This is a genomic window from Acidimicrobiia bacterium (assembly GCA_036271555.1).
Classification (GTDB): Bacteria; Actinomycetota; Acidimicrobiia; order IMCC26256; family PALSA-610; genus DATBAK01.
The window spans coordinates 1-20,504 of sequence record DATBAK010000102.1; the positions used below are offsets into that span (position 1 = coordinate 1).

General features: G+C 70.3%; 22 protein-coding genes. 12 read left to right on the plus strand and 10 right to left on the minus strand.

Features of this window, described 5'->3' with window-relative positions; genetic code table 11:
* Window positions 1-119 precede the first annotated feature (119 nt).
* The 6 genes from VH914_22205 to VH914_22230 all read left to right on the plus strand — a co-directional run bounded on the left by VH914_22205 (window position 120) and on the right by VH914_22230 (window position 5,028).
* On the plus strand, window positions 120-1,067 hold the full coding sequence (locus VH914_22205) for a hypothetical protein (GenBank protein HEX4493931.1): 948 nt from the start codon (window positions 120-122) through the stop codon (window positions 1,065-1,067).
* A 5-nt stretch (window positions 1,068-1,072) separates the two neighbouring features.
* Window positions 1,073-1,882, plus strand: a complete 810-nt coding sequence (locus tag VH914_22210; GenBank protein HEX4493932.1) for an LLM class flavin-dependent oxidoreductase — start codon at window positions 1,073-1,075, stop codon at window positions 1,880-1,882.
* A 21-nt stretch (window positions 1,883-1,903) separates the two neighbouring features.
* Window positions 1,904-2,962 (plus strand): phosphotransferase, encoded by a 1,059-nt coding sequence (locus VH914_22215; protein ID HEX4493933.1) that lies wholly within the window; start codon window positions 1,904-1,906, stop codon window positions 2,960-2,962.
* Entirely contained in the window at window positions 2,959-4,005 is a 1,047-nt protein-coding gene (locus VH914_22220) for a TIGR03617 family F420-dependent LLM class oxidoreductase (protein ID HEX4493934.1), read from the plus strand. Before VH914_22215 ends, VH914_22220 begins: the two co-directional genes overlap by 4 nt.
* A gap of 76 nt (window positions 4,006-4,081) precedes the next feature.
* Window positions 4,082-4,564 (plus strand): MaoC family dehydratase N-terminal domain-containing protein, encoded by a 483-nt coding sequence (locus VH914_22225; protein HEX4493935.1) that lies wholly within the window; start codon window positions 4,082-4,084, stop codon window positions 4,562-4,564.
* Window positions 4,561-5,028, plus strand: coding sequence for a nuclear transport factor 2 family protein (locus VH914_22230; protein HEX4493936.1), 468 nt, complete (start codon window positions 4,561-4,563; stop codon window positions 5,026-5,028). Before VH914_22225 ends, VH914_22230 begins: the two co-directional genes overlap by 4 nt.
* A gap of 42 nt (window positions 5,029-5,070) precedes the next feature.
* Here VH914_22230 and VH914_22235 read toward each other — a convergent pair whose 3' ends face one another.
* Window positions 5,071-5,685: an HAD family phosphatase gene (locus VH914_22235; GenBank protein ID HEX4493937.1), complete on the minus strand. Its 615-nt coding sequence runs from the start codon at window positions 5,683-5,685 to the stop codon at window positions 5,071-5,073.
* A gap of 36 nt (window positions 5,686-5,721) precedes the next feature.
* Between VH914_22235 and VH914_22240 the strand changes: the two genes are divergently transcribed.
* Complete coding sequence (locus VH914_22240; protein ID HEX4493938.1) at window positions 5,722-6,450, plus strand: metallophosphoesterase; 729 nt, start codon at window positions 5,722-5,724, stop codon at window positions 6,448-6,450.
* A gap of 3 nt (window positions 6,451-6,453) precedes the next feature.
* Here VH914_22240 and VH914_22245 read toward each other — a convergent pair whose 3' ends face one another.
* Complete coding sequence (locus VH914_22245) at window positions 6,454-6,939, minus strand: cyclic nucleotide-binding domain-containing protein (GenBank protein HEX4493939.1); 486 nt, start codon at window positions 6,937-6,939, stop codon at window positions 6,454-6,456.
* Window positions 6,940-7,020: 81 nt separating this feature from the next.
* On the opposite strand from VH914_22245, the gene VH914_22250 reads away from it, so the two are divergent.
* Window positions 7,021-7,413, plus strand: coding sequence for an MmcQ/YjbR family DNA-binding protein (locus tag VH914_22250; protein HEX4493940.1), 393 nt, complete (start codon window positions 7,021-7,023; stop codon window positions 7,411-7,413).
* 34 nt (window positions 7,414-7,447) lie between these two features.
* Here VH914_22250 and VH914_22255 read toward each other — a convergent pair whose 3' ends face one another.
* Entirely contained in the window at window positions 7,448-8,497 is a 1,050-nt protein-coding gene (locus VH914_22255) for a PHB depolymerase family esterase (protein HEX4493941.1), read from the minus strand.
* Between VH914_22255 and VH914_22260 the strand changes: the two genes are divergently transcribed.
* Window positions 8,496-9,248, plus strand: a complete 753-nt coding sequence (locus VH914_22260) for a hypothetical protein (GenBank protein HEX4493942.1) — start codon at window positions 8,496-8,498, stop codon at window positions 9,246-9,248. The two genes, VH914_22255 and VH914_22260, sit on opposite strands and share 2 nt — an antisense overlap.
* A 92-nt stretch (window positions 9,249-9,340) precedes the next feature.
* On the opposite strand, the gene VH914_22265 is transcribed toward VH914_22260, so the two are convergent.
* Complete coding sequence (locus VH914_22265) at window positions 9,341-10,492, minus strand: hypothetical protein (protein ID HEX4493943.1); 1,152 nt, start codon at window positions 10,490-10,492, stop codon at window positions 9,341-9,343.
* 163 nt (window positions 10,493-10,655) lie between these two features.
* On the opposite strand from VH914_22265, the gene VH914_22270 reads away from it, so the two are divergent.
* Window positions 10,656-12,194, plus strand: a complete 1,539-nt coding sequence (locus VH914_22270) for an AMP-binding protein (protein ID HEX4493944.1) — start codon at window positions 10,656-10,658, stop codon at window positions 12,192-12,194.
* A 2-nt stretch (window positions 12,195-12,196) separates the two neighbouring features.
* Window positions 12,197-12,964 (plus strand): DUF2889 domain-containing protein, encoded by a 768-nt coding sequence (locus tag VH914_22275; protein ID HEX4493945.1) that lies wholly within the window; start codon window positions 12,197-12,199, stop codon window positions 12,962-12,964.
* Window positions 12,965-13,030: 66 nt separating this feature from the next.
* Here the strand turns inward: VH914_22275 and VH914_22280 are convergent, their stop codons facing one another.
* Both VH914_22280 and VH914_22285 read right to left on the minus strand, forming a co-directional pair.
* Window positions 13,031-13,882, minus strand: coding sequence for a TIGR03619 family F420-dependent LLM class oxidoreductase (locus VH914_22280; protein HEX4493946.1), 852 nt, complete (start codon window positions 13,880-13,882; stop codon window positions 13,031-13,033).
* A 7-nt stretch (window positions 13,883-13,889) separates the two neighbouring features.
* Window positions 13,890-14,630 carry an SDR family oxidoreductase gene (locus tag VH914_22285; GenBank protein ID HEX4493947.1) on the minus strand — a complete coding sequence of 247 codons (741 nt, stop codon included), beginning with the start codon at window positions 14,628-14,630 and terminating at the stop codon, window positions 13,890-13,892.
* Window positions 14,631-14,817: 187 nt separating this feature from the next.
* Here VH914_22285 and VH914_22290 point away from each other — a divergent pair, with 187 nt between their 5' ends.
* On the plus strand, window positions 14,818-15,621 hold the full coding sequence (locus VH914_22290; protein HEX4493948.1) for an SDR family oxidoreductase: 804 nt from the start codon (window positions 14,818-14,820) through the stop codon (window positions 15,619-15,621).
* Window positions 15,622-15,731: 110 nt separating this feature from the next.
* Here VH914_22290 and VH914_22295 read toward each other — a convergent pair whose 3' ends face one another.
* The 4 genes from VH914_22295 to VH914_22310 form a co-directional block, all read right to left on the minus strand.
* Window positions 15,732-17,135, minus strand: coding sequence for an FAD-binding oxidoreductase (locus tag VH914_22295; GenBank protein HEX4493949.1), 1,404 nt, complete (start codon window positions 17,133-17,135; stop codon window positions 15,732-15,734).
* A 159-nt stretch (window positions 17,136-17,294) separates the two neighbouring features.
* On the minus strand, window positions 17,295-18,050 hold the full coding sequence (locus tag VH914_22300; GenBank protein HEX4493950.1) for a class II aldolase/adducin family protein: 756 nt from the start codon (window positions 18,048-18,050) through the stop codon (window positions 17,295-17,297).
* Window positions 18,051-18,064: 14 nt separating this feature from the next.
* Window positions 18,065-19,540: an aldehyde dehydrogenase family protein gene (locus VH914_22305; protein HEX4493951.1), complete on the minus strand. Its 1,476-nt coding sequence runs from the start codon at window positions 19,538-19,540 to the stop codon at window positions 18,065-18,067.
* A gap of 99 nt (window positions 19,541-19,639) precedes the next feature.
* Window positions 19,640-20,504 (minus strand): fibronectin type III domain-containing protein (locus tag VH914_22310; GenBank protein HEX4493952.1); only part of this gene is annotated, 865 nt, incomplete at its 5' end.

The window sequence follows — 20,504 nt, forward strand, 5'->3', positions numbered from 1 at the left end:
CCACCGAAGCGGGAACTCGAGCGGCTCGAGCGGTGAGCGAAGCGAACGAGCGACCTCGCTTGCTCCCAGCCCGCGTCACGGAGCGGCGAGCGAAGGGAGCGCGACCGTAGAGTTCGCCCATGCGAACGGAACGGTGGGTACGCGCGGGCGTCGCGGTCGCGCTGGTGGTGGGGATCGCGGCGTGCTCGAGCTCGGGTTCGGGCAAGCGCGGTTCGAAGCCGACGACGACGGCCGCCGCGCAGCCGCCGTACAAGATCGACCAGTTCACGGTGACGTACGTCGACCACTCGCGTCCGACGCCGCGCAACGGCTCGTATGCGGGCGCCTCGACCCGCACGTTGCCGACGGTCGTGTCGATCCCGGTCGGCGCGCCGCGCCCGCTGCCGCTCGTGGTCTTCAGCACCGGGATCGACGGCACCGGCACCAACTACGAAGGCCTGTACGGCACCTGGGTGCAGGCCGGATACGCGGTCGCCGCGCCCGTGTTCCCGCTGTCGAACCACAGCGCGCCGGGTGGCAGCACGATCGCGGACTTCTCGTCGCAACCGGGCGACGTCCGCTTCGTGCTCACGCAGCTCCTGAACGCGTCGGCGGCGAAGTCGGGCCGGCTCGCGGGTGAGTTCGATCCGCACGCGATCGCGCTCGCGGGCAAGTCGCTCGGCGCGTTGACGACGCTGCGCACCGCGTACCTGATCGCCGATCACGAGACGCGCGAGCGCGCGGTGATCTCGTTGACCGGCGGCGGCGATGCGACGCCGGAGTTCTTCAAGGGCATCACGGTGCCGCTGCTCCTCGAGCACGGCGACGCCGACAAGACCGTGCCCTACAAGGCGAGTGTCGACGCGTTCAACGCGGCGGAGACACCGAAGTTCCTCGTCACGCTGTTCGGGCAGGACCACGGCGGCGCGTTCGACGGCGAGAACAACGCGTCGGCGCGCGTCGTCGAGAACACCACGCTCGACTTCCTCGACGCGTACGTACGCGACGGCGACACCGGGCTCGCGAAGCTGAAACACGACGGCACGGTCGCGAAGGTTGCGTCGATCCGGTCGGACTCCGGGTCGTAGCGCGCGTGCAGTTCGGGGTCCACGTCCCCCAGCTCGGCGCGCTCGGCGATCCACAGACGCTCGTCGACCTCGCGCAACGGGCCGAGCTCGCGGGTTGGGACGGGTTCTTCCTCTGGGACCACGTGATGCACGCGAACGATCCGGACGCGTGCGATCCGTGGGTCGCACTCGGCGCGATCGCGGCGACGACCAGCCGGCTCGTGCTCGGTCCGCTCGTCACCCCACTGCCGCGACGACGACCGTGGAAGGTCGCGCGCGAGACGACCACGCTCGACCGGCTCGCGAACGGGCGCACCGTTCTCGGCGCCGGCATCGGAACGGACCACTACCGAGAGTTCACCGCATTCTCCGAGCCCGCGACCGACGACCGAACGCGCGCCGCGCAACTCGACGAGGCGCTCACGATCATCACGCAGTTGTGGACCGGCGAGCGCGTGTCGTTCACGGGCGAGCACTACCGCGTCGACGACGTCGTGCAGAGGCCCCGCCCCGTGCAGCAGCCGCGCGTTCCGATCTGGTGCGCCGCGCGCTGGCCCGCGCGCGCACCCCTGCGCCGCGCCGCGCGCTGGGACGGCGTCGTTCCGCTCGGCGCGCACACACCGGACGATGTCGCGGCACTGCGAGCCGTCGTCGCCGAGCAGCGCGAAACGACGGCACCGTTCGCGATCGCGCTGGCGAGCGACGAGACCGCGAGTCGCGACCTCACCGCGTACGCCGACGCCGGCGCGACCTGGTGGCTCGCCGCGATCCGGCCGTTCGACGCGCTCGCCGACAGCCGTGCGCTCGTCGACGGCGGCCCTCCGCGCGCCGGCTGACGCCGACCTACGCTCCCGCCCGTGCCGCCCGCGCCCGCGATCCCGGTCGACGTCGCCGACGTCACACCCGAGTGGATCTCCGCGGTCACGCAGTTCGACGTCGTCGCGGTCGACGTGCTCGACGCGCACTCGGGAACCACTGGTCGCGCCCGCCTCGCGCTCACCTACGGCGGAGGCGAGGACGAGTTCCTCCCCGCGAGCGTCTTCGTGAAGCTGCCACCGTTCGACGAGCGCCAGCGCGAGTTCGTCGCGCGTACCGGCCTCGGAACGGCCGAGGCGCGCTTCTACCGCGACCTCGCAGAGTCGGTGCCCGTGCGCATCCCCGGCGTGTTGCACGCCGACGTCGACGACGACGGTCGCTACGTGATGCTGCTCGAGGACCTCGAAGCGTCGGGTTGCCGCTTCCCGCGTCCGACCGACGACGACGTCGTCTCCGTCGTCGATTCGATCGTGTGCGAGCTCGCGCACCTGCACGCGTGCTTCTGGGAGCACGCCGATCTCACCGCGCGCCACGACTGGGTGTCGCAGGGGATGCGCATCGCGTTCGGCAGCGGCGGTCGCTTCATGAAGATGGCCCTCGACCAGTTCGCGGCCGACATGCCGCCCGCGTACCGCGCGCTCGGCGAGCTCTACATCGACCGCGCGCGCGACATCGCGGAGCTGTGGGCCGCGCCGCCGCACACGCTGGCGCACGGTGACCCGCACATGGGCAACCTGTTCGTCGACGACGGGCGCGCCGGGTTCTTCGACTGGGGCATGCTCATGGCCAAGAACGGCATGTGGGACGTCGCCTACGTGATCTGCAACTCGGTGCCGACCGACGTCCGCCGCGCGCACGAGCGCGGCTGGCTCGACCTCTACCGCGCCGAGCTCGCGACCGCCGGCATCGCGCTCGACGGCGATCGCGTGTGGGCGCAGTACCGCTTGTACGCGGTGTACTCGTGGAACTCGGCGGTGTCGACGGCCGCGATGGGCGGCCGCTGGCAGCCCGAGGCGCGCGCCCACGGCGCGATGTTGCGCACCACCACCGCGATCGAGGACCTCGACTCGGTCGGCCTGCTCGAGGAGCTGCTCGCGTGACGGTCACACTCAAGCTCGACGCGATGTCGGGCGGGCTACCGATCCGTCGCATCCACGACCTCGCCCGCGAAGTGCAGGACACCGGCTTCTCGGGACTCTGGCTCACCGAGGGCGGACGGTCTGCATACAACCTCTGCACCGCGGCCGCGCTCGCGACCGACGCGCTCGACGTCGGCACCGCGATCGGCGTCGCTTTCCCGCGCAGCCCGATGGTGAGCGCGCAGGTCGCGTGGGAGCTGCAGGAGGCGACGAACGGCCGCTTCGTGCTCGGGCTCGGCACGCAGGTGAAGGCGCACGTCGAGCGGCGCTACTCGAGCACGTTCGCGCATCCCGGCCCGCGCATGCGCGAATACGTGCTCGCGGTGAAGGCCGCGTTCCGCGCCTTCCGCGGCACCGAGAAGCTCGCCTTCGCCGGCGACTACTACACGCTGTCGCTGCTGCCCGACATGTGGTCGCCGGGCCCGATCGCGCCGGCCGACCCGCCCGTCTACGTCGCGGCGGTGAACCCGTGGATGTGCACGATGATCGGCGAGGTCGCCGACGGCGTGCACGTGCACCCGTTCCACTCGGTGCGATACCTCGACGAGGTCGTACGCCCCGCGGTCGCCGCGGGCACTGCGAAGGCGGGTCGCGACGCGAGCGAGATCGCGTTCGTGTGCCCGTTGCTCACGATCGTCGGCGACACCGAAGAGGAGCGCGCCCCGTGGCGCGAGCGAGCGCGAATGCAGCTCGCGTTCTACGGCTCGACGCGCACGTACGGACGAGTGTTCGAGCTGCACGGCTGGCCGGGCACGGCGGAGCGCTTGCACGAGTTGCAGGCGCGCGGCGACATCCCGGACATGGCCGCGACGATCACCGACGAGATGCTGCAGGTGTACGCGCTCGAAGCGACGTGGGACACGCTCGCCGACGCGATCGTCGAGCGCTACCGCGGTCAGGCCGACCGCGTGATCTGTTACTTCGCGACCGCGTCCTGGGAGCGTCATCCCGAGATCCGCGGGCGCTGGGCCGAGGTCGCGCGGGCGGTTACGCAGGCGGAGTGAGCCGCTTGTGCGTCGGCGCGCCCGCCGGCAGTAGCCTGCGGCCGTTTCGGACGGCACCACGCGAGGAGAGAAGACCTTGGCACTCGATCAACTGAAGGGGCGTGCCCTCGGCACGCAGAAGGTCGTGATCGAGCGGGGTCCGGTGCGCGTGTTCGCGCAGGCGCTCTTGGACGACGACTCCGTCTACTCCGACGGCGACGCCGCGCCGGTGCCGCCGACGTTCCCGTTCGTGATGCCGTACTGGGGCTCGATGGGCCAGGGCGGCGCCGCGGGCCTGCCGATCGAGAACCTGCGGGGCAAGGGCCGCGCGATCCTGCACGGCGAGCAGGAGTTCGAGTACCACGGCGGCCAGTGGCCGCACGTCGGCGACGTGCTCGTCGGCGACGGCGTGATCTCCGACGTATACGAGAAGGCGAAGAGCGACGGCGGCAAGCTCGAGTTCTACGTCACCGAGACGACGTGGCGGAACGAGAAGACGAACCAACCCGTCGTCACCACGAAGTTCACGCTCGCGATCAACTGCAAGCCCGACGCCGCGGAGCCGAAGCCGCTGTCGTGAGCGATCACGCAGAGCTGCACGAGATCCACGATCGGCTCGCGATCGACGACCTGTTGATCCGCTACGCATGGGCGATCGACGACAAGAACTTCGACGACCTCGACCACGTCTTCACACCCGACGCGCAGATCGACTACACCGCGACCGGCGGCATCAAGGGCTCACGCGAAGAGATCAAGCCGTGGCTCGCAGAGTCGCTGGCCGCGTTCCCGGCGACGCAGCATCTGCTCTCCAACTCGCAGGTGACGATCACCGGCGACACCGCGACCGCGCGCACAGCCGTCTACAACCCGATGGGTGCGGCGACGCGCGAAGGGCCGCTGCACTTCTTCTTCATGGGCGGTGTCTACGAGGACGCGCTGGTGCGCACCGACGACGGTTGGCGCATCCGCGAGCGGGTCGAGCGCTTCGTCTGGATGGACGGCAAGCTCCCGCGCGAGCTGTACGTCCCTCCCCCCGCGTAGTGGTACTGCGTTATCGGCGCATAGCGCCGTAACGCAGTACCACTAGCAACCGAGGACGTGGGCACCGACCAGCGCGGCGCGGGCCTCGGCGACACCGCGCACGCGTGCGGCACGAAAGCCGGCGTCGATCGCGCCGTCGACGTTGAGATCGTTGTCGTCGAGGAAGAGAACACGCTCGGGCGGTGCCGGGAGCTGCGCCGCGACGCGGTCGAACACGTCGCGGTCGGGCTTCAGCACCCCCAGCTCGTGCGAGAGGAAGTGGAAGTCGAAGCTGGTGAGGAGCGGCCACCGGCCGGAGTTCTGGTCCCAGTGGATCGAGTTCGTGTTGCTGAGGCAGCCCGTCGGGAGTCGCCCGCGCACTTCGGCTACGAGCTCGTCGGCGCCCGCGAACACCCCGGCCGGCCAGGTCGCGAACTCGTCGAGGAACTCGGCCGGCGTGATCTCGAGGCTCCACTCGTCGACGAAGCCGGTTGCGAACGCGTCCGCGGTGCAGCGTCCGCGCTCGAACTCACGCACCCAGCGGCAGGTGAGCCAGCGCCGCCACATCTCGTCGTCGTCGTCGATGCCGGAGAGCACCCGCATGGCTTCGAAGCCACCGAACTCGATGAGCACCCCGCCGAGGTCGAACAGGACGACGTCGATCTCGGGCTCGGCCACGCCCGCAGCGTATTGGCTCCCATAACATCGCCGACCATGCAGATCCTGCTCGTCTCCGACCTGCACTACTCGCTGCGTCAGCTCGACTGGGTCACCGCGGTCGCCGGTGACCTCGACGTCGTCGTCATGGCGGGAGACTTCCTCGACATCGGCTCGATCGTCGACGCCGACGCGCAGATCGCCGTCGTGCTCGAGTACCTCGCGCGCATCGCCGCGAAGACGACCGTCGTCGCGTGCTCGGGCAACCACGATTTGAACGGCGAGAACCAGCTCGACGAGCGGGCCGCGCGCTGGCTCGACGCCGCGCGCGACGTCGGCGTGTTCGTCGACGGCTCGCACCTCGCGACCGACGACGTCTTCATCACCGTGTGCCCTTGGTGGGACGGGCCGCGCACGCGCGAGCTGGTCGACGAGCAACTGCGCGTCGACGCGGCACGCGTCGGTGGCCGCCAGTGGATCTGGGTGTACCACGCACCCGCGGACGCCTCACCGACGAGCTGGACGGGCAAGCGGCACTACGGCGACGAAGACCTCGTGACGTGGATCGCGGAGCACGCACCCGCGATCGTGCTCTCGGGACACGTGCACCAGTCCCCCTTCGCCAACGGCGGCGGCTGGATCGACCGAATCGGATCGACGATCGTGTGCAACGCGGGACAGCAACGCGGCCCGATCCCGACGTGCATCGAGATCGACACCGTCGCCGGAACCGCGCGCTGGACGTCGCTCGCCGGCGTTGAGGAGCAGACGCTCGCGCGCGTGTGAGTCCTAGTACTCGGGGTCGGGATCGCGGACCGACCCCAGCGTGCTGCGACGACCGGAACTGCGCGCGAGGGCTCCGAGCACGGTGTCGACCATGCCGAGCCCACCTTCGTGATCCGCGTACTGCGCTCGAAGGTCGGCGAGGTACGTCATCATCAGCTGCAAGCGTGCCGCGAGCAGCCGCGCGAGCGCGAGCGCGAGCTCGGGGTTCGTGTCGAGGCGCGTCGCCGCGTCGTCGATGACCGCGAGCACCGACGGTTCCGCCGCGACGACGTCGGCGGTCGCGGCGCCGTCGAGGAGCAACGCCATCTCGCCGATGCACGCGCCCGGCTCCGCGACGGTCGCGACGAGCGCACCGGCTTTCTCCACGCGCACGCTGCCCGAGAGCAACACGTACAGCACGCCTCCGCGCGCGCCGTCGCGGATGACGACCTCTCCGGCGACGACCGCGCGCCGAGGCGCGCCGTCAGCGAGGTCGAGGAGCTCCTGCACGGGGCGGGAGTCTCGCGCGAAGCGTCGCCGTCACGTACCCGTCAGTGCCGGCGTCGGGTGCGTGCTGGCAAGATCACCGTCATGACGAACATGGAACGGCTCGAGCGCATCGTCGCGAAGCTGCCCGAAGCGGAGCGGGTCGACATCGAGGCGTGGGGCGGCGAGCCGACGTTCCGCGTGCGGAACAAGAACTTCGTCTTCACCGACCACCCGGTCAGCCGCATGAGCGTCAAGCTGCCGGTCGAGGAGGCCGCGGCGGTCGTCGCGACCGATCCCGATGCGCAGCCGACCGCCTACGGCCTCGGCCGCCACGGCTGGGTCTCGGTCGTCGTCGGGCGCGCGAACGCGGCTCGGTGGGAGCTCGTCGAGGAGTGGGTGCGCACCTCGTACACGCTGGTGGCGCCCAAGTCGCTCGCCAAGATCGTGCTCGCGCACGACGACTCTGGTCCCACTCGCTCCGCTCGCCGCTCCTGACGCCGCGGGGGCCGCGCCGCGAGGTCGACTGCGCTCAGCCGCGGAGCGGATGCGCCTCGAAGAACGTCCACATGAGCTGGTTGGCGGAGATCGTCATGGTCGTCTTGCCGACCGTGCCCGCGATCGCCTGCGAGAACGCCGAGCCCGGCCACGCGTGGCCGCCGCCCGTGATCCGCTGGAGCACGACGTCGTCGCCGGCCGGGCACGGGAACGTGATCGTGGTGACGTCGCTCGTGAGCTTCGTGGCCTTCGGCGTCGTGCCGCAGCCGTTCCGCTTTGCCCAGTCGGCGGTGATCTGCGGGATCGACGGACCCTTGGTCTGGTTGGTCGCCGCGCCCGAGCCGCCGAGCGTTCCCTTGCCGTCCGGCGAGGGCAGCGCGAGCGCCTTCGGTCCGAGGCCGCCGCCGTACGCGACGAACGGGTCGGTGGTTCCGTGGAAGGTCATCACCGGCACCGGCCGCGCGAACTTGCAACCACTGATGTCGCGAATGCCGGCGACCGGCGCGACCGCGGCGACGCGCGTCGAGTACGCGCACGCGACCGCCGACGTCATGAACGCGCCGTTCGAGAGCCCGGCGACGAAGATGCGCCGCTGGTCGACGCACAGCGTCCGCTCGGCCTCGTCGAGCAGGTTGCCGATGAACTTCACGTCGTCGGACTTCAGGTCGGTGTTCCACAGTGGCACCGCGGTGCCGCTGCCTTCGGGCGTGAGCGTGACGAACCCGTGCGTGTCGCCGAACGGGCCGAGCATCGACATCTTCGTGTGGATCGTCGCGCCTTCCGAGTAGCCGTGAAGGTCGATGACGAGCGGCATCGGCTTCAGGCCCGTGTACGACGGCGGGATGTGTCGCCAGTACCAGCGCGGCGCGCCGTTCGAGGTCGTGTTCACCTTGATCTCGCCGGGCAGGATCTTGACCTTCGCCTGGCAACCCGACGACGGTTGCGCGGCGACATCGGCCGCGCTGACCGTCGTCGACGGTGCGGTCGTGAGGTCGGGCCCGTTGCCGTTGGCGCTGCTCGAGCACGCGGCGAGCGCGACGAGCGCGACGAGTGCGGCCGGCAACAACCGCGGAGATCGGCGCATGCGGGTCATACTCCCACCCGTGACGCCCGAGGAGACAGTCGCGCACGCCTCGCCGATGATCGGCAATCTCGGGTGGGCCTTCTACTTCACGCCCGAGACCCTCGCTCGCGGCAAGGAGCTTGGTCTCGACGGCTTCCGCTTCTACTTCCTCGGCCGCGGCGGGGTGCTCGGCGACGTCGACTGGCCGGTCGTGCAGGCCGCGTTCGGCTACTTCGCACCTGCGCTCGTCGAGCGCATCTGGACGTCGGCTCGCGAACGGGTCGCGCCGGCCGCGGCCGCGCACGAATACTGGAATTGCTGCGCGGCGCTCGGTCGCGCGCGCCTGTTGGGCATCGAGGATCTCGACGGGTTCTGCGGCGCGGCGAAGGCGGTGAACGACGCGGCCGACCCGGTCGGCCTCACGCTCTACAGCGGCACCCGCGCGCAACCACTCGCCGACGACGCGCCCGCACGTGCGATGCAGCTCCTCGCGGTGCTGCGCGAGCACCGCGGGAGCGCGCATCTGCTCGCGGTGCGCGCGTCGGGACTCGACGCGAAGACCGCGCACTTCATCCGCCGGCCCGCCGACATCGGCAGCTTCGGCTGGACGGCGGACGACGCGCCCGCCGTCACCGATGTCGAGCGGGCCAAGCTCGCGGCCGTCGACACGCTCACCGACGAGCTCGTGCTCCCCGCCTTCGCGGTGCTCGACGCCGACGGGCGCCACGCGCTGTTGTCGGGACTCGACGCGGTGCGAGCCGCGCTCGCGTAGGCGGGCGAGCAGCGAGCGAAGTGAGCACGCGACCCCGCCCGCTCCCAATCCGCGTCATGGAGCGGCGAGCGCAGCGAGCGCGACCGGAAGGATCAGCGGCCGAGGAGCAAGGCCACGTTGTCGCCGAAGAACGCGGGCGCGTCCTCCGGTCGCGTCGCGAAGCGTCCGATGCCCGCGTAGTCGGCGATCGGATCGGCCGTCCCCTCGGAGTGCGGGTAGTCGCTGCAGCACATGAGGATGTCGTCGCCGCCGATCTGGCGGCCGATGTTCGTCGGCAGCTCGTACGCGAACGACGACACGCGCACCTGACGACGGAAGTACTCGCTCGGCGGGAGGTCGAGTTGCGCGACCGAGCGCCCGTTGAGGCGTTCGACGAAGCGGGTGCCGCCGTCGAGCATCATCAGGTACATCGGCACCCACACCGCCGACAGCTCCACGATGCCGATGTGCAGATCGGGATGGCGCGCGAGCACGCCGTTCACGATCAGATCCGTGCACGACAGCGCGGCGGCCATGTAGAGGAAGACCGACTCGAGCACGGGCACCCCGCGCTCCTCGCCGTCGGTGTACCAGGCGTCGTCGAACGGACGGGGCTGATCGGCGACGTGGAAGACGGGCGTCACGCCGTGCTCGACGAACGCCGACCACGCGCGATCGAGATCGGGATGCGACAGCGGACGACCGTCGACGAGCGCGGGCGCGATCATCGCGAGGTGCACGCCCGCGCGCTCGAGCGCGCGCAGTTGGTCGTCGAGCCAGTCGAGGTCGCGCAGGCTCAAGTGTGCGACCGGATGCAGCTGGCCGCGGCCGTCGGCGACGACCGTCGCACACCAACGGTTCCACGCGGCCATGTTGCCGAGCAGCGCGGGCAGGTGCCGATTGAGCGTGCGTTCCCACGCGAGGCCGTAGTTCGGGAAGAGCACGGCCTCATCGAGTCCGAGGCTTGCGAGCCGGCCGGCACGCGCGCTCGGATCCCAGTAGTCGCGCGGCAGCGCGTCGTCGTAGCGGTGCTCGGGCGCTTCACCCGCGCGCTCACGACGGCGGCGCTCGCCGATCGCGTCGGTCTCGCCCGGCAACTGCACGTCGGCCGTCACGAGCTCCACACCGCGCCACTTCACGGCGACGTTGCCGACCTCGTCGTCGACGAAACGGATCGCCTCGTCGCGCAGCGCCGGGTCGATGTGCTCTTCCCACAACCCCCGGTATTCGAAGAGGTGCTGGTCGGAATCGATGACGGTGCTCATGCGCTCGCTCCTTCGTCGGCCTCCCTCCGGGACGCCGACTCGCACGCTCGCTGACGAGCCTCGATGCTCGCTCCGCTCACGCCTTCGGCCGTGTTCGCTCATCGCGACCCGGCCTGCATTCCCGGACTTCTCGTGGCCGGTCAGTCTCGCGCCAGAATGCGCCGTGGTCGACGTGCTGCACTCCACCGGGCTCGGCGATCTGCTGCGCGAGCACCGGCGCTCGTGGCCGCAGCAGACCGCGGTCGTCGACGGCGCCGTGCGCCTGACGTATCCCGAGCTCGACGACCGGGTGAACCGGATCGTGGCCGCGCTCGCGGGCGCGGGCGTGAGCCCCGGCGACCGGGTGCTGTGGCTGGGGCAGAACTCGTTCCGCATCGTCGAGCTGCTGTTCGCGGCGGCGAAGCTCGGCGCGATCCTGTGCCCTGCAAACTGGCGACAGACCGCCGACGAGATGGCGTTCGTGCTCGACGACCTCGATCCAAAGGTCGTCGTGTGGCAGGACGCGGAGATCGGCGAGACCGTGCAGCGCGCGCGGCGCGCGTTCGGACCCGGACGCGCGCGCTGGATCCAGCACGACGGTGACGGCGAAGAGTCGTACGAGGGCTTCGTCGCCGCGGTCGGGCACGCGACCGATCCCGACCGCGCGATCGACCCCGCGTCGGCGGTGCTGTGCCTCTACACCGCGGCGTTCGAAGGTCGACCCAACGGCGCCCTGCTCAGCCACACCGCGCTGATCGGACAGGGACTCATCATCGGCCGCCTGTCGGAGATCGACTCGACGTCGGTGTACCTGAACTGCGGACCGATGTTCCACGTCGCGACGTTGTTCTCGACGCTCGCGACCCTCGTGCACGCGGGCACCAACGTGTTCACGCCCCGCGTCGAGGCGGAAGAGCTGTGCCGGCTCATCGAGTCCGAACGCTGCACCGGCGCGTTCCTCGTCGGCCCCACGTTCCGTCAGATTCGCGAGCTGAACCGCGACCGGCGTTACGACATCTCGTCGCTGCGCGCCGCGGCGGGTCGCGACGAGTGGAACGCGATGATCACCGTCGACACGAGCCCGTGGGTGCGCCATCCCGGCGGCTACGGGCAGACGGAAGTCGTCGGCATGCTGAGCTTCGCGGCGTTCGGCGCGGGCGCGCTCGGCGGCCACGGGCGCACCTCGCCGTTGCTCCAGGTGCGCATCGTCGATCCCGACGACCGCGAGGTCGAGCCCGGCGAGACGGGCGAGATCACGTGTCGCGGCCCGCTCGTGATGAACGGTTACTGGAATCGGCCCGAGGAAACCGAACGCCGCTTCCGCAACGGATGGCACCACACGAACGACCTGGGTCGGCGAGAGGTCGACGGCTCGCTCACGTTCGTCGGACCGAAGACGCGCATCATCAAGTCGGCCGCGGAGAACATCTATCCCGCCGAGGTCGAGGGCGCGCTGCGCACGCATCCCGATGTTGCCGACTGCGCGGTGATCGGTGTGCCCGACAAGCAGTGGACGCAGTCGGTCGTGGGCGTCGTGGTCGCGCGCGACGGTTCCGCGATCGACGGCGACGCGGTGATCGCGCACGTGCGCGAGCGCATCGCGTCGTACAAGAAGCCGCGCCGCATCGAAGTCGTGGACGCGATCCCGCGGAACGGTTTCGCAGTCGACTACGACGCGCTCGACGCGCGCTTCGGCGGCGGCGGCTATCCGGGAGTCGGCTGATCGTGAACTTCACGCCGCCGCTCGCGATCGGTGCCGACGTGTACCGGCGCCGGATCCTCGTGCGCGCGACGTCGCCGCGCGAAGTCGTCGCCGATCTCGAGGACGACTTCCACCACTTCATCGTCACGCTCGGGCACGACGGGTCCGTGGTGACGAGCGTCGACGCCGAGTCGCGGCGCTGGCCGTGGTCGACGTGTCCGGGCGCGGCCGTGCCGTTGCGCGCGCTCGCCGGCGCGCCGCTCACGCGGCGCTGGACGCACGCGGCCCGCTGGACCGATCCCGCGCTCAACTGCACGCACCAGTTCGACGCGGCCGCGCACGCGATCACCCACGCGGCTCGCGGCGACGCGGTGCGTCAGTACGACGTCGAGGTCGGCGCCGTGCTCGCGCGTGGTGAAGAGGTCGCGGCGAACCGGCTCTGGGTCGACGGCACGCTCGCGTTCGAATGGCACCTGCGCCCCGCGCAGCGGCCCGTCGACCTGCCGCCCGAGCTCGCCGACGCGCCGTGGCGGGGCGGGTTCCTGCGCTGGGCCGACGAGCACCTCGAGCCCGACCTCGCGGAGCGGGCCTGCGTGCTGCGGCGCGCCAGCGACATCGGCATGGGCCGGGGCATGCCCCTCGACGACATCCCGGTCGCATCGGACCTGCCGGGCTCCATGCGCGGGGTGTGCCACAGCCTCCAGCCGACGGTCGCGCCCGTCGCCTTCCGCAACGTCGGCAGCATCCGCGACTTCGCCTCCGACCCCGATCGGCTCCCGTCCCCCGACTGACCGCCTCTGGTGGTACTGCGTTATGCGGCTATACGCCGCTCACGCAGTACCACGGGACGCGCGGGATCAGGGCGACGAGGCGAGTCCGAAGCGGGTGGCGAAGCTGGCGAGGCCGTCGAGGGCCTCGGGTGAGCGGCGCCAGGGCGACACGAGCATGCGGGTGACGCCGATCGACTCCCACCGCTCGACGTCGTCGGCCGACTCGAGCGGCCCGCCGAGACACACCTGGAAGCCCTCGAACGCGCGCCCCTGCGCATCGAGCTCGCGCTTCAGGATCTCGATCTGCGCGCCCGCGCTCTCGACCGTGTGACCCATCCCGATCCAGCCGTCGCCGAGCCGCGCCGCGCGCCGCAGCGCCGCGCGCGACTCGCCGCCGACGACGATCGGCGGACCGCCCGCCTGCACCGGCTTCGGCTCGAACACGACGCCGTCGAACGAGAAGTGCTCGCCGTGAAACGTCGCGACGGGTTCGCGCCACAACAACCGACAGATCTCGATTGCCTCGTCGACGCGCTTGCCGCGCGTCGTGAAGTCGAGCTCTGCCGCGATCCACTCCTCTTCCAACCAGCTCGCGCCGACGCCGAACTCGACGCGCCCGCCCGACACGATGTCGAGTGTCTGCACCGCGCGCGCCGCGACGAACGGGTGCCGCAGGCCGATGTTGTACACGTGCGTGCCCAGCCGAACGTGCGCGGTGCGCGCCGCGAGGAACGAGAGGTACGCGAACGCGTCGAAGATCGGCGTCTCCGGCGGCACCGGTGGGTGCGTCGCGCCGGGGTGCGGCGAGCGGCTCATCGCGGCCGTGAACACGAGATGCTCGGGCAACCACACCGACTCGTAGCCGAGGCCATCGGCAGCCTCAGTCGCCGAGACGAAGAACGCCGGGTTCAGCCGGCCGAGCGCAACACCGAACTTCATTCCGCGATCACTGCGGTTCCGCGCCGGTTCCGTAGGTGCCGTCGGGACGACGGATCCAACCACCCGCGGCGAGGTTGCCGCCGTCGACGTGGATCGTCGTGCCGGTGACGAAACGACCGGCGTCGCTCGCGAGGTAGACGGCCGCGGCCGCGACGTCGTCGGCGTGACCCGCGATCGGCAGCGGCGTGTGGATGCCGACGTCGCCGATGCCGGGTGTCGGGATGACGTCGGGCGCGATGCAGTTCACGCGGATCAGCTGCGCGCCGAGCTCCAGCGCGAGCGACTTCGTGAGGTTCGCGACGGCGGCCTTCATCGCGGAGTACACCGCGAAGTTCGGCGCGGCGCGGTGCGCTTCGATCGACGTGATGTTCACGATCGATCCACCGTTCTCCATCCGCGGCACTCCGCTGCGCACGAAGTTCGTGACGCTCGTGAAGTTCTCGCGCATCAGCGCGTCCTGGCCCTTGTCGCTCACGTCGACGAAGCCCGACGCGAACCCGCCGCCCGCGTTGTTCACGACGACGTCGAGCCGCCCGTGATCGGCCATCACCGCGGAGACGAACGACTCGACCGCCGCGGTGTCGCGCACGTCGAGGAGCCCGCTCGTGACGCGGCGGCCTTCGGCGCGAATGGCGGTGACGACCGCTTCGAGATGCTCGTCGTCCCGGTCGCAGACCGCGACGTCGGCGCCGAAGCGCGCGAACGCGAGCGCGATCGCGCGGCCGATGCCGACCGCGGCGCCGGTCACGATCGCGACGCGACCCGCCAGCGAGAACGAACTCGGCCCGACCGGCTCGCGAGAAGGCTCTGAACGCGTCACCACACGCGGCCGGAGCAGCGAGCGAGAAGAAGCGGTTGCGCGGCACTCATGGCGCCGGGCAGGGTACTCGTAGACTGACGCTCACGTCAGGTAGGTCGCGGACCGGGGGACGCTCATGGGGTACTCGCTCGAGGGCAAGCACGTGCTCGTCACCGGCGGCTCGTCGGGGATCGGCGCCGCGCTCGCCGAGGGCTTCGCGCGTGCGGGCGCGACGGTCGGCATCTGCGCGCGCCGCGCCGAGCGCCTCGACGAGGTGCTCGCTCGCGTTCGTGAGCACGCGCCCGCTTCGAAGAGCTGGACCGTCGACCTGTCCGACCTCGACGGCGTCGCCGCGTTCGCGAAACGGGTCGAGGACGATCTCGGTGGCGTCGACGTGCTCGTGAACAACGCGGGCATCCCGAAGCGACGCAAGGTCAACGACCTCACCGCCGACGTCGTCGAGTCGGTGATGGCGATCAACTACTTCTCCCCCATCCGCCTGACGCTCGCACTGCTGCCCGGCATCGAGGCGCGCGGCGGCCGCATCGTGAACATCTCGTCGGTCGCGGCGCGGCTCGGTCCGCCTGCGGAGGCCGCGTACGCGGCGTCGAAGGCTGCGGTCACCGCGTGGTCGGAGTCGATGCAGGTCGATCTCGGGATCGCGGGATCACCGGTGCGCGTGCACGTCGTGAACCCGGGTGTGTTCGACACCGAGCTCTTCCACCTCCCCGACAACGACGCGTTCACCGCGCAGGTCGAGATGCTGCCGGTCGAATCGATCGTCGACCCGATCCTGAACGCGGTCACCAACGATCTGTTCGAGCTCTACGTGCCCGAGTGGTTCGGCGACGTCGCCGCGGGCAAGGCCAAGGACGTCGGCACCTTCCTGAACGGCTCGATCGCCTACCTCAAAGCCGAACAGGACAAGGCACGCGCGTAGGCAACGGTGAGCGGCTGAGCCCGTGAGCGAAGCGAGCAGGGCGGCCTCTCCCGCTCCCATCTCTCGTCACGGAGCGGCGAGCGGAGCGAGCACGACCAGGAAGCGCCGCCTCACACCTTCTCGATCGGACGGATGTTCGCGTTGAGGTGGAACACGTTGTCCGGGTCCCACTCGGCCTTGATCCTCGCGAGCCGCTCGTACTTGTCGGGTCCGTAGGACGCGCGCACGCGGTCCTGGTCGCCGGCGTCGGCGATGAAGTTCACGTACGACCCCGACCCGCTCGCGTACGGCAGCAGCGCGTCCCAGAAGTCGCGCACCCACTGCCGGTCCTGCGCGAGCAGCGCGGGATCGGGCGCGACCGCGGCGATGTTGAACAGCCACTTCGCACTGCGGCTGCCGCCGAACGCGGTGTCGCCCTCCGGTACCCGCGCGTACGCGCCGCCGAGCATGAACACGGGCATGATCGACATCGGTGACGCCTTGCGCGCGAAGTGCTCGGCGACGACCGCAGCCGCGTCGTCGGTGAGCTCGTCGAGGTAGATCGCGCGCTCGTAGCCGAGGATGCCCCACGGCGAGCTCGCATCGATGAACTGCTGGAGGTCCGTGTACGGGATCGGCGTGACGAGCTCGAACGCGGGATCGAGCCCGTCGCGCACCGGTCCGATCGCGGCCGCATGCTCCTCCGGTGTTCCCCACCCGATCACGGCGACGATGTAGCCGGGCGCGAAGTGCAGCGCCTCCGGCACGAACGGCATCGGTGGCGCGTTGAGGCCCACGATCTGACGGCCGTAGTCGTCCGGAAGGGTGGCCAGCGCGTCTCGCATCGAGCGCACCCCGGCCGCGCCGCGATCGCTCGGCACGAACATCAGCGCGGCCTGCACGATGGGGCCGACATCGTGCAACTGGAACTCGAACTCGGTCACGACGCCGAAGTTGCCGCCTCCACCGCGCAGCGCCCAATAGAGATCGGGGTCTTCGTTCGCCGACGCGGTCACGATCCGGCCGTCGGCGGTGACGACCCGCGCCGACACGAGGTTGTCGCAGCTCAGGCCGTGACGACGAGAGAGCCATCCGATGCCACCGCCGAGCGAGAGCCCGGCGACGCCGGTGTGGCTGACGACACCACCGGGCACCGCGAGGCCGTGCTCCTGGCATGCGCCGTCGAGCATCGCCCACGTGGTCCCGCCGCCACAGCGCGCCCGCTTCGCCGCGGGGTCGACGACGACGTCGGTCATGCCGCTCAGGTCGATCATCAGGCCGCCCTCGCAGACACCATGGCCTGCGAAGTTGTGCCCGCCGCCGCGCACCGCGATCTCGAGCCCTTCGGCGCGTCCGTAGGCGACCGCGGCGACGACGTGCTCCGCCGTCGTGCACTGCGCGATGACCGCGGGCTTGCGGTCGATGTCGCCGTTCCACAGCGCCCGGGCCGTGTCGTACCCGTCGTTGCCCTCGACGAGAACGATCCCGTCGAACGACGCGCGGAAACCCGCGACCGAATGCGTCGACCCACTCATCTCTGACCCCCGCGTGCTGGTTGTGCCGATCAGCCTACGGAGGATTCGTCGTGCGAGCGATTGCGGATCAGCTCCCACCAGCACGGGCGGGCCGCTCGAAGCGGGGAACCGAGGCGCCGTGGGAGGGCGAAGCGGGCGAGCTTGCGAGCCCGACCAGAGCTAATCGAAGAGGTCGGGCTCCTCGCGCGTGATCCAGTCCCAGAGCGGCTGGAACGAGAAGTAGCACGCGACCGGCGAGCCGGTCTGGTCGTGCGTCGTGCGCGCCATCTCGTCGGCGATCTTGATCGGCGTGCCCGCAGCCTCCGCGAGCAACTGCGCCTGGCAGGTGCGCTCCATCGTGATGAACGACCACACGGCCTCATCGACCGAGTAGCCCGTCGTGAGCAGCCCGTGGTTGCGCAGGATCACGGCCTTGTTCTCGCCGAGCGCGTGCGCGATGCGCTTGCCCTCCTCGGGGTCGAGCACGACGCCGGTGTAGTCGTCGAACAGCGAGTGGTCCTCGAAGAACGCGCACGCGTCCTGGGTGAGCGGGTCGAGCAGTCGACCGAGCGACGACCACGCCTTGCCGTGCAGCGAGTGCGAGTGCGCGGCGGCGACGATCTCGGGCCGGGCCTCGTGCACCTGCGAGTGGATCGCGAACGCGGCCTGGTTCACGAACGCGTCGCCATGGACGACCGTTCCGTTGCGATCGACACAGATGAGGTCGGACACGCGCACGTGCTTGAAGTTGCGAGCGAAGGGGTTCACCCAGAACCGGTCGGTGTGCTCGGGGTCGCGAGCGGTGATGTGACCGGCGACGCCTTCGTCGAACCCGAAGCGTCCGAACAGACGGAATCCCGCCGCGAGGCGCTGCTTGCGGTGCAGCCGCTCCTCCTCGACGGTGGCGAACTTCGGGAGGTAGCCGAGATCCGGCATCTGTGTCACTCCTGTCACCCCGGGGAACCGGGCAGACCGATCGACTTCGTCTCCAGGTACTCCTCGAAACCGGGGACGCCGTGCTCGCGACCCGAACCGCTCTCCTTGTAACCGCCGAAGGGCGTGTCGGGCCCGAACCACTGGCCGCCGTTCACCGAGATGGTACCGGTGCGGATGCGGCGGGCGACGCCGAGCGCACGGTCGAGCGAGCCGCTCGTGATCGACCCCGACAGGCCGTAGCGCGAGTTGTTCGCGATGCGGACGGCGTCGTCGTCGTCGTCGAACGGGATGACCGACAGGACCGGACCGAAGATCTCTTCCTGCGCGATCGTCGAGTCGGGGTCGACGTCGACGAACAGTGTGGGCTGCACGAAGTAGCCCTTCTCGAACTGCGTCGCGCGACCGCCGCCGACGAGGCAGCGCGCGCCCTCGGCCTTGCCCTTCTCGATGTAGCCGAGCACGCGCTCGCGCTGCTTCGCGTTGATCAGCGGGCCGGCCATGTTGTCGAACGAGGTCGGGTCGCCGTACGGGAAGCTCTCGAACGCGGCCTTCACCATCTCGACGCCTTCGTCGTAGCGGCTGCGCGGGAGCAGCAGGCGCGTCGTGATCGCGCAGCCCTGACCCGAGTGCATGCACACCATCGCCGCGCCGCCGAGCGCAGACGCGAGATCGGCGTCGTCGAGCACGATGTTCGCCGACTTGCCGCCGAGCTCGAGGAACACGCGCTTGAGGTTGTCGGCACTCTGCTTCGTGATGTGCTTGCCGACCGCGGTCGAGCCCGTGAACGAGATCATGTCGACATCGCGCGAACCGGTGAGGATGTCGCCCACCGCCGCGGGATCCTTCGACGTCACGACGTTGAACACTCCCGCAGGGATATCGGTGTGCTCGGCGACCATCTTGCCGATGAACGTCGCGCTGTACGGCGTGTCGGGAGCGGGCTTGAGGATCACCGTGCAGCCCGCCGCGAGCGCGGGCGCGATCTTCGAGAGGTTAAGCATGAACGGGAAGTTCCACGGCGTGATCGCGCCGCACACGCCGATCGGCTCCTTCACCACGAGCCGGTTCGACTTCATGCCGAAGAACTCGTGCTCGCCGAGCTCGTACTCCCAGTCGTAACGGTCGATGAGGTCGAGGTCCCACATCATGTCGTCGATGCAGGTGTCCTGTTGGATGGCGAACGTGAGCGCGACCGGCGTGCCGACCTCGGCGACGATCTGCGGGCGGAGCGTCTCGCGCTCCTTCGCGAGCGCTTCCTGCAACTGCGTGAGGCCGCGCTTGCGCAGCTCGCGGTTCGTCGACCAGTCGGTCTCGTCGAAGGCGCGGCGCGCCGCGGCGATCGCGCGTTCCATGTCGGCCGGCGACGCGTCGGCGGCGGGACCGATGACCGCTTCGGTCGCGGGGTTGATGTTGTCGTAGGTCGCCCCACCCTCGGCTTCGACGAGCTCCCCGTCGATCAGCATTCGCGACTCGTAGGCCGGCTCGCTCATTCCCCGCTCTCCGTTCTCAGACGACACGCGCCCGCGCGCGGTCGCCGAGGCTACCGGAGCCCCGGCGACCCTCGATCTCGGTGCGTCGCGCGACGAGAGCTAGCGCGGCGTGCCGGTGACGACGAACGAGCTGACCGACCGGCCGATGCTGTTGTCCGCGAAGACCACGCAGTAATACGGCGTGCCGCTCGTGAGCCCGGAGACCCGCACGTGGTTCAGCGCCGAGAACGCGCTCGCCGGGCCCGAGACCGAAGGCGGATCATCGGTCGAGCAGAAGATCGCGTACTGCGTGATCGGCTGGCTGCCGTCGCTCGTCGGCACCTTCCAGCGCAGCATGAGAGAGCCCGCGTACGGCTTCGCGCGCAACGCCCAAGGCCGCGACGGCGGACCGGCCGGCGTAGGCCCGCCGATCCCCGACAGCGGTGAGGCACCCGCGACGTTGCTCGCCACGATCCCGATGTAATACGTGACGCCGTTGGTGAGACCGCGCACGACGCCCGAGCGCGCCGCGGCGCCGAAGTGACCGCACGCGTCGGCCGGGCTGACGCTCGGCGGGAAGCTCGTCGAGCAGTACGCCGAGTAGCCGGTGAGCGGTGTGCCACCCACGTCGGTCGGCTTGTCCCAGAACACCGTCACCGAGCCGTTGCCGCGGATCGAGCTGAAGTTCTGCGGCGCCGTCGGGGGTCCGTACGGAATCGCACTCACGAGGTCGGACGCGGCCGACTGGCCGGTCGCGTTCACGGCGGTGACGACACACGAATACGTCGTGTGGGTCGAGAGCCCGCTCACCGTCGTGCTCGCGGTCGACGCATCGGTCGTCGCGCTGGGTGCGTCGGCCGTCGACGGTGTTCCCGACGAGCAGTACACCCTGTAGCCGGTGATCGCCGAGCTGCCGATGTCGTCGGGCGCGCTCCACGACACCGTGACCGACCGGTCGCCGCGGCTCTCGCTCGCGTTCTTCGGC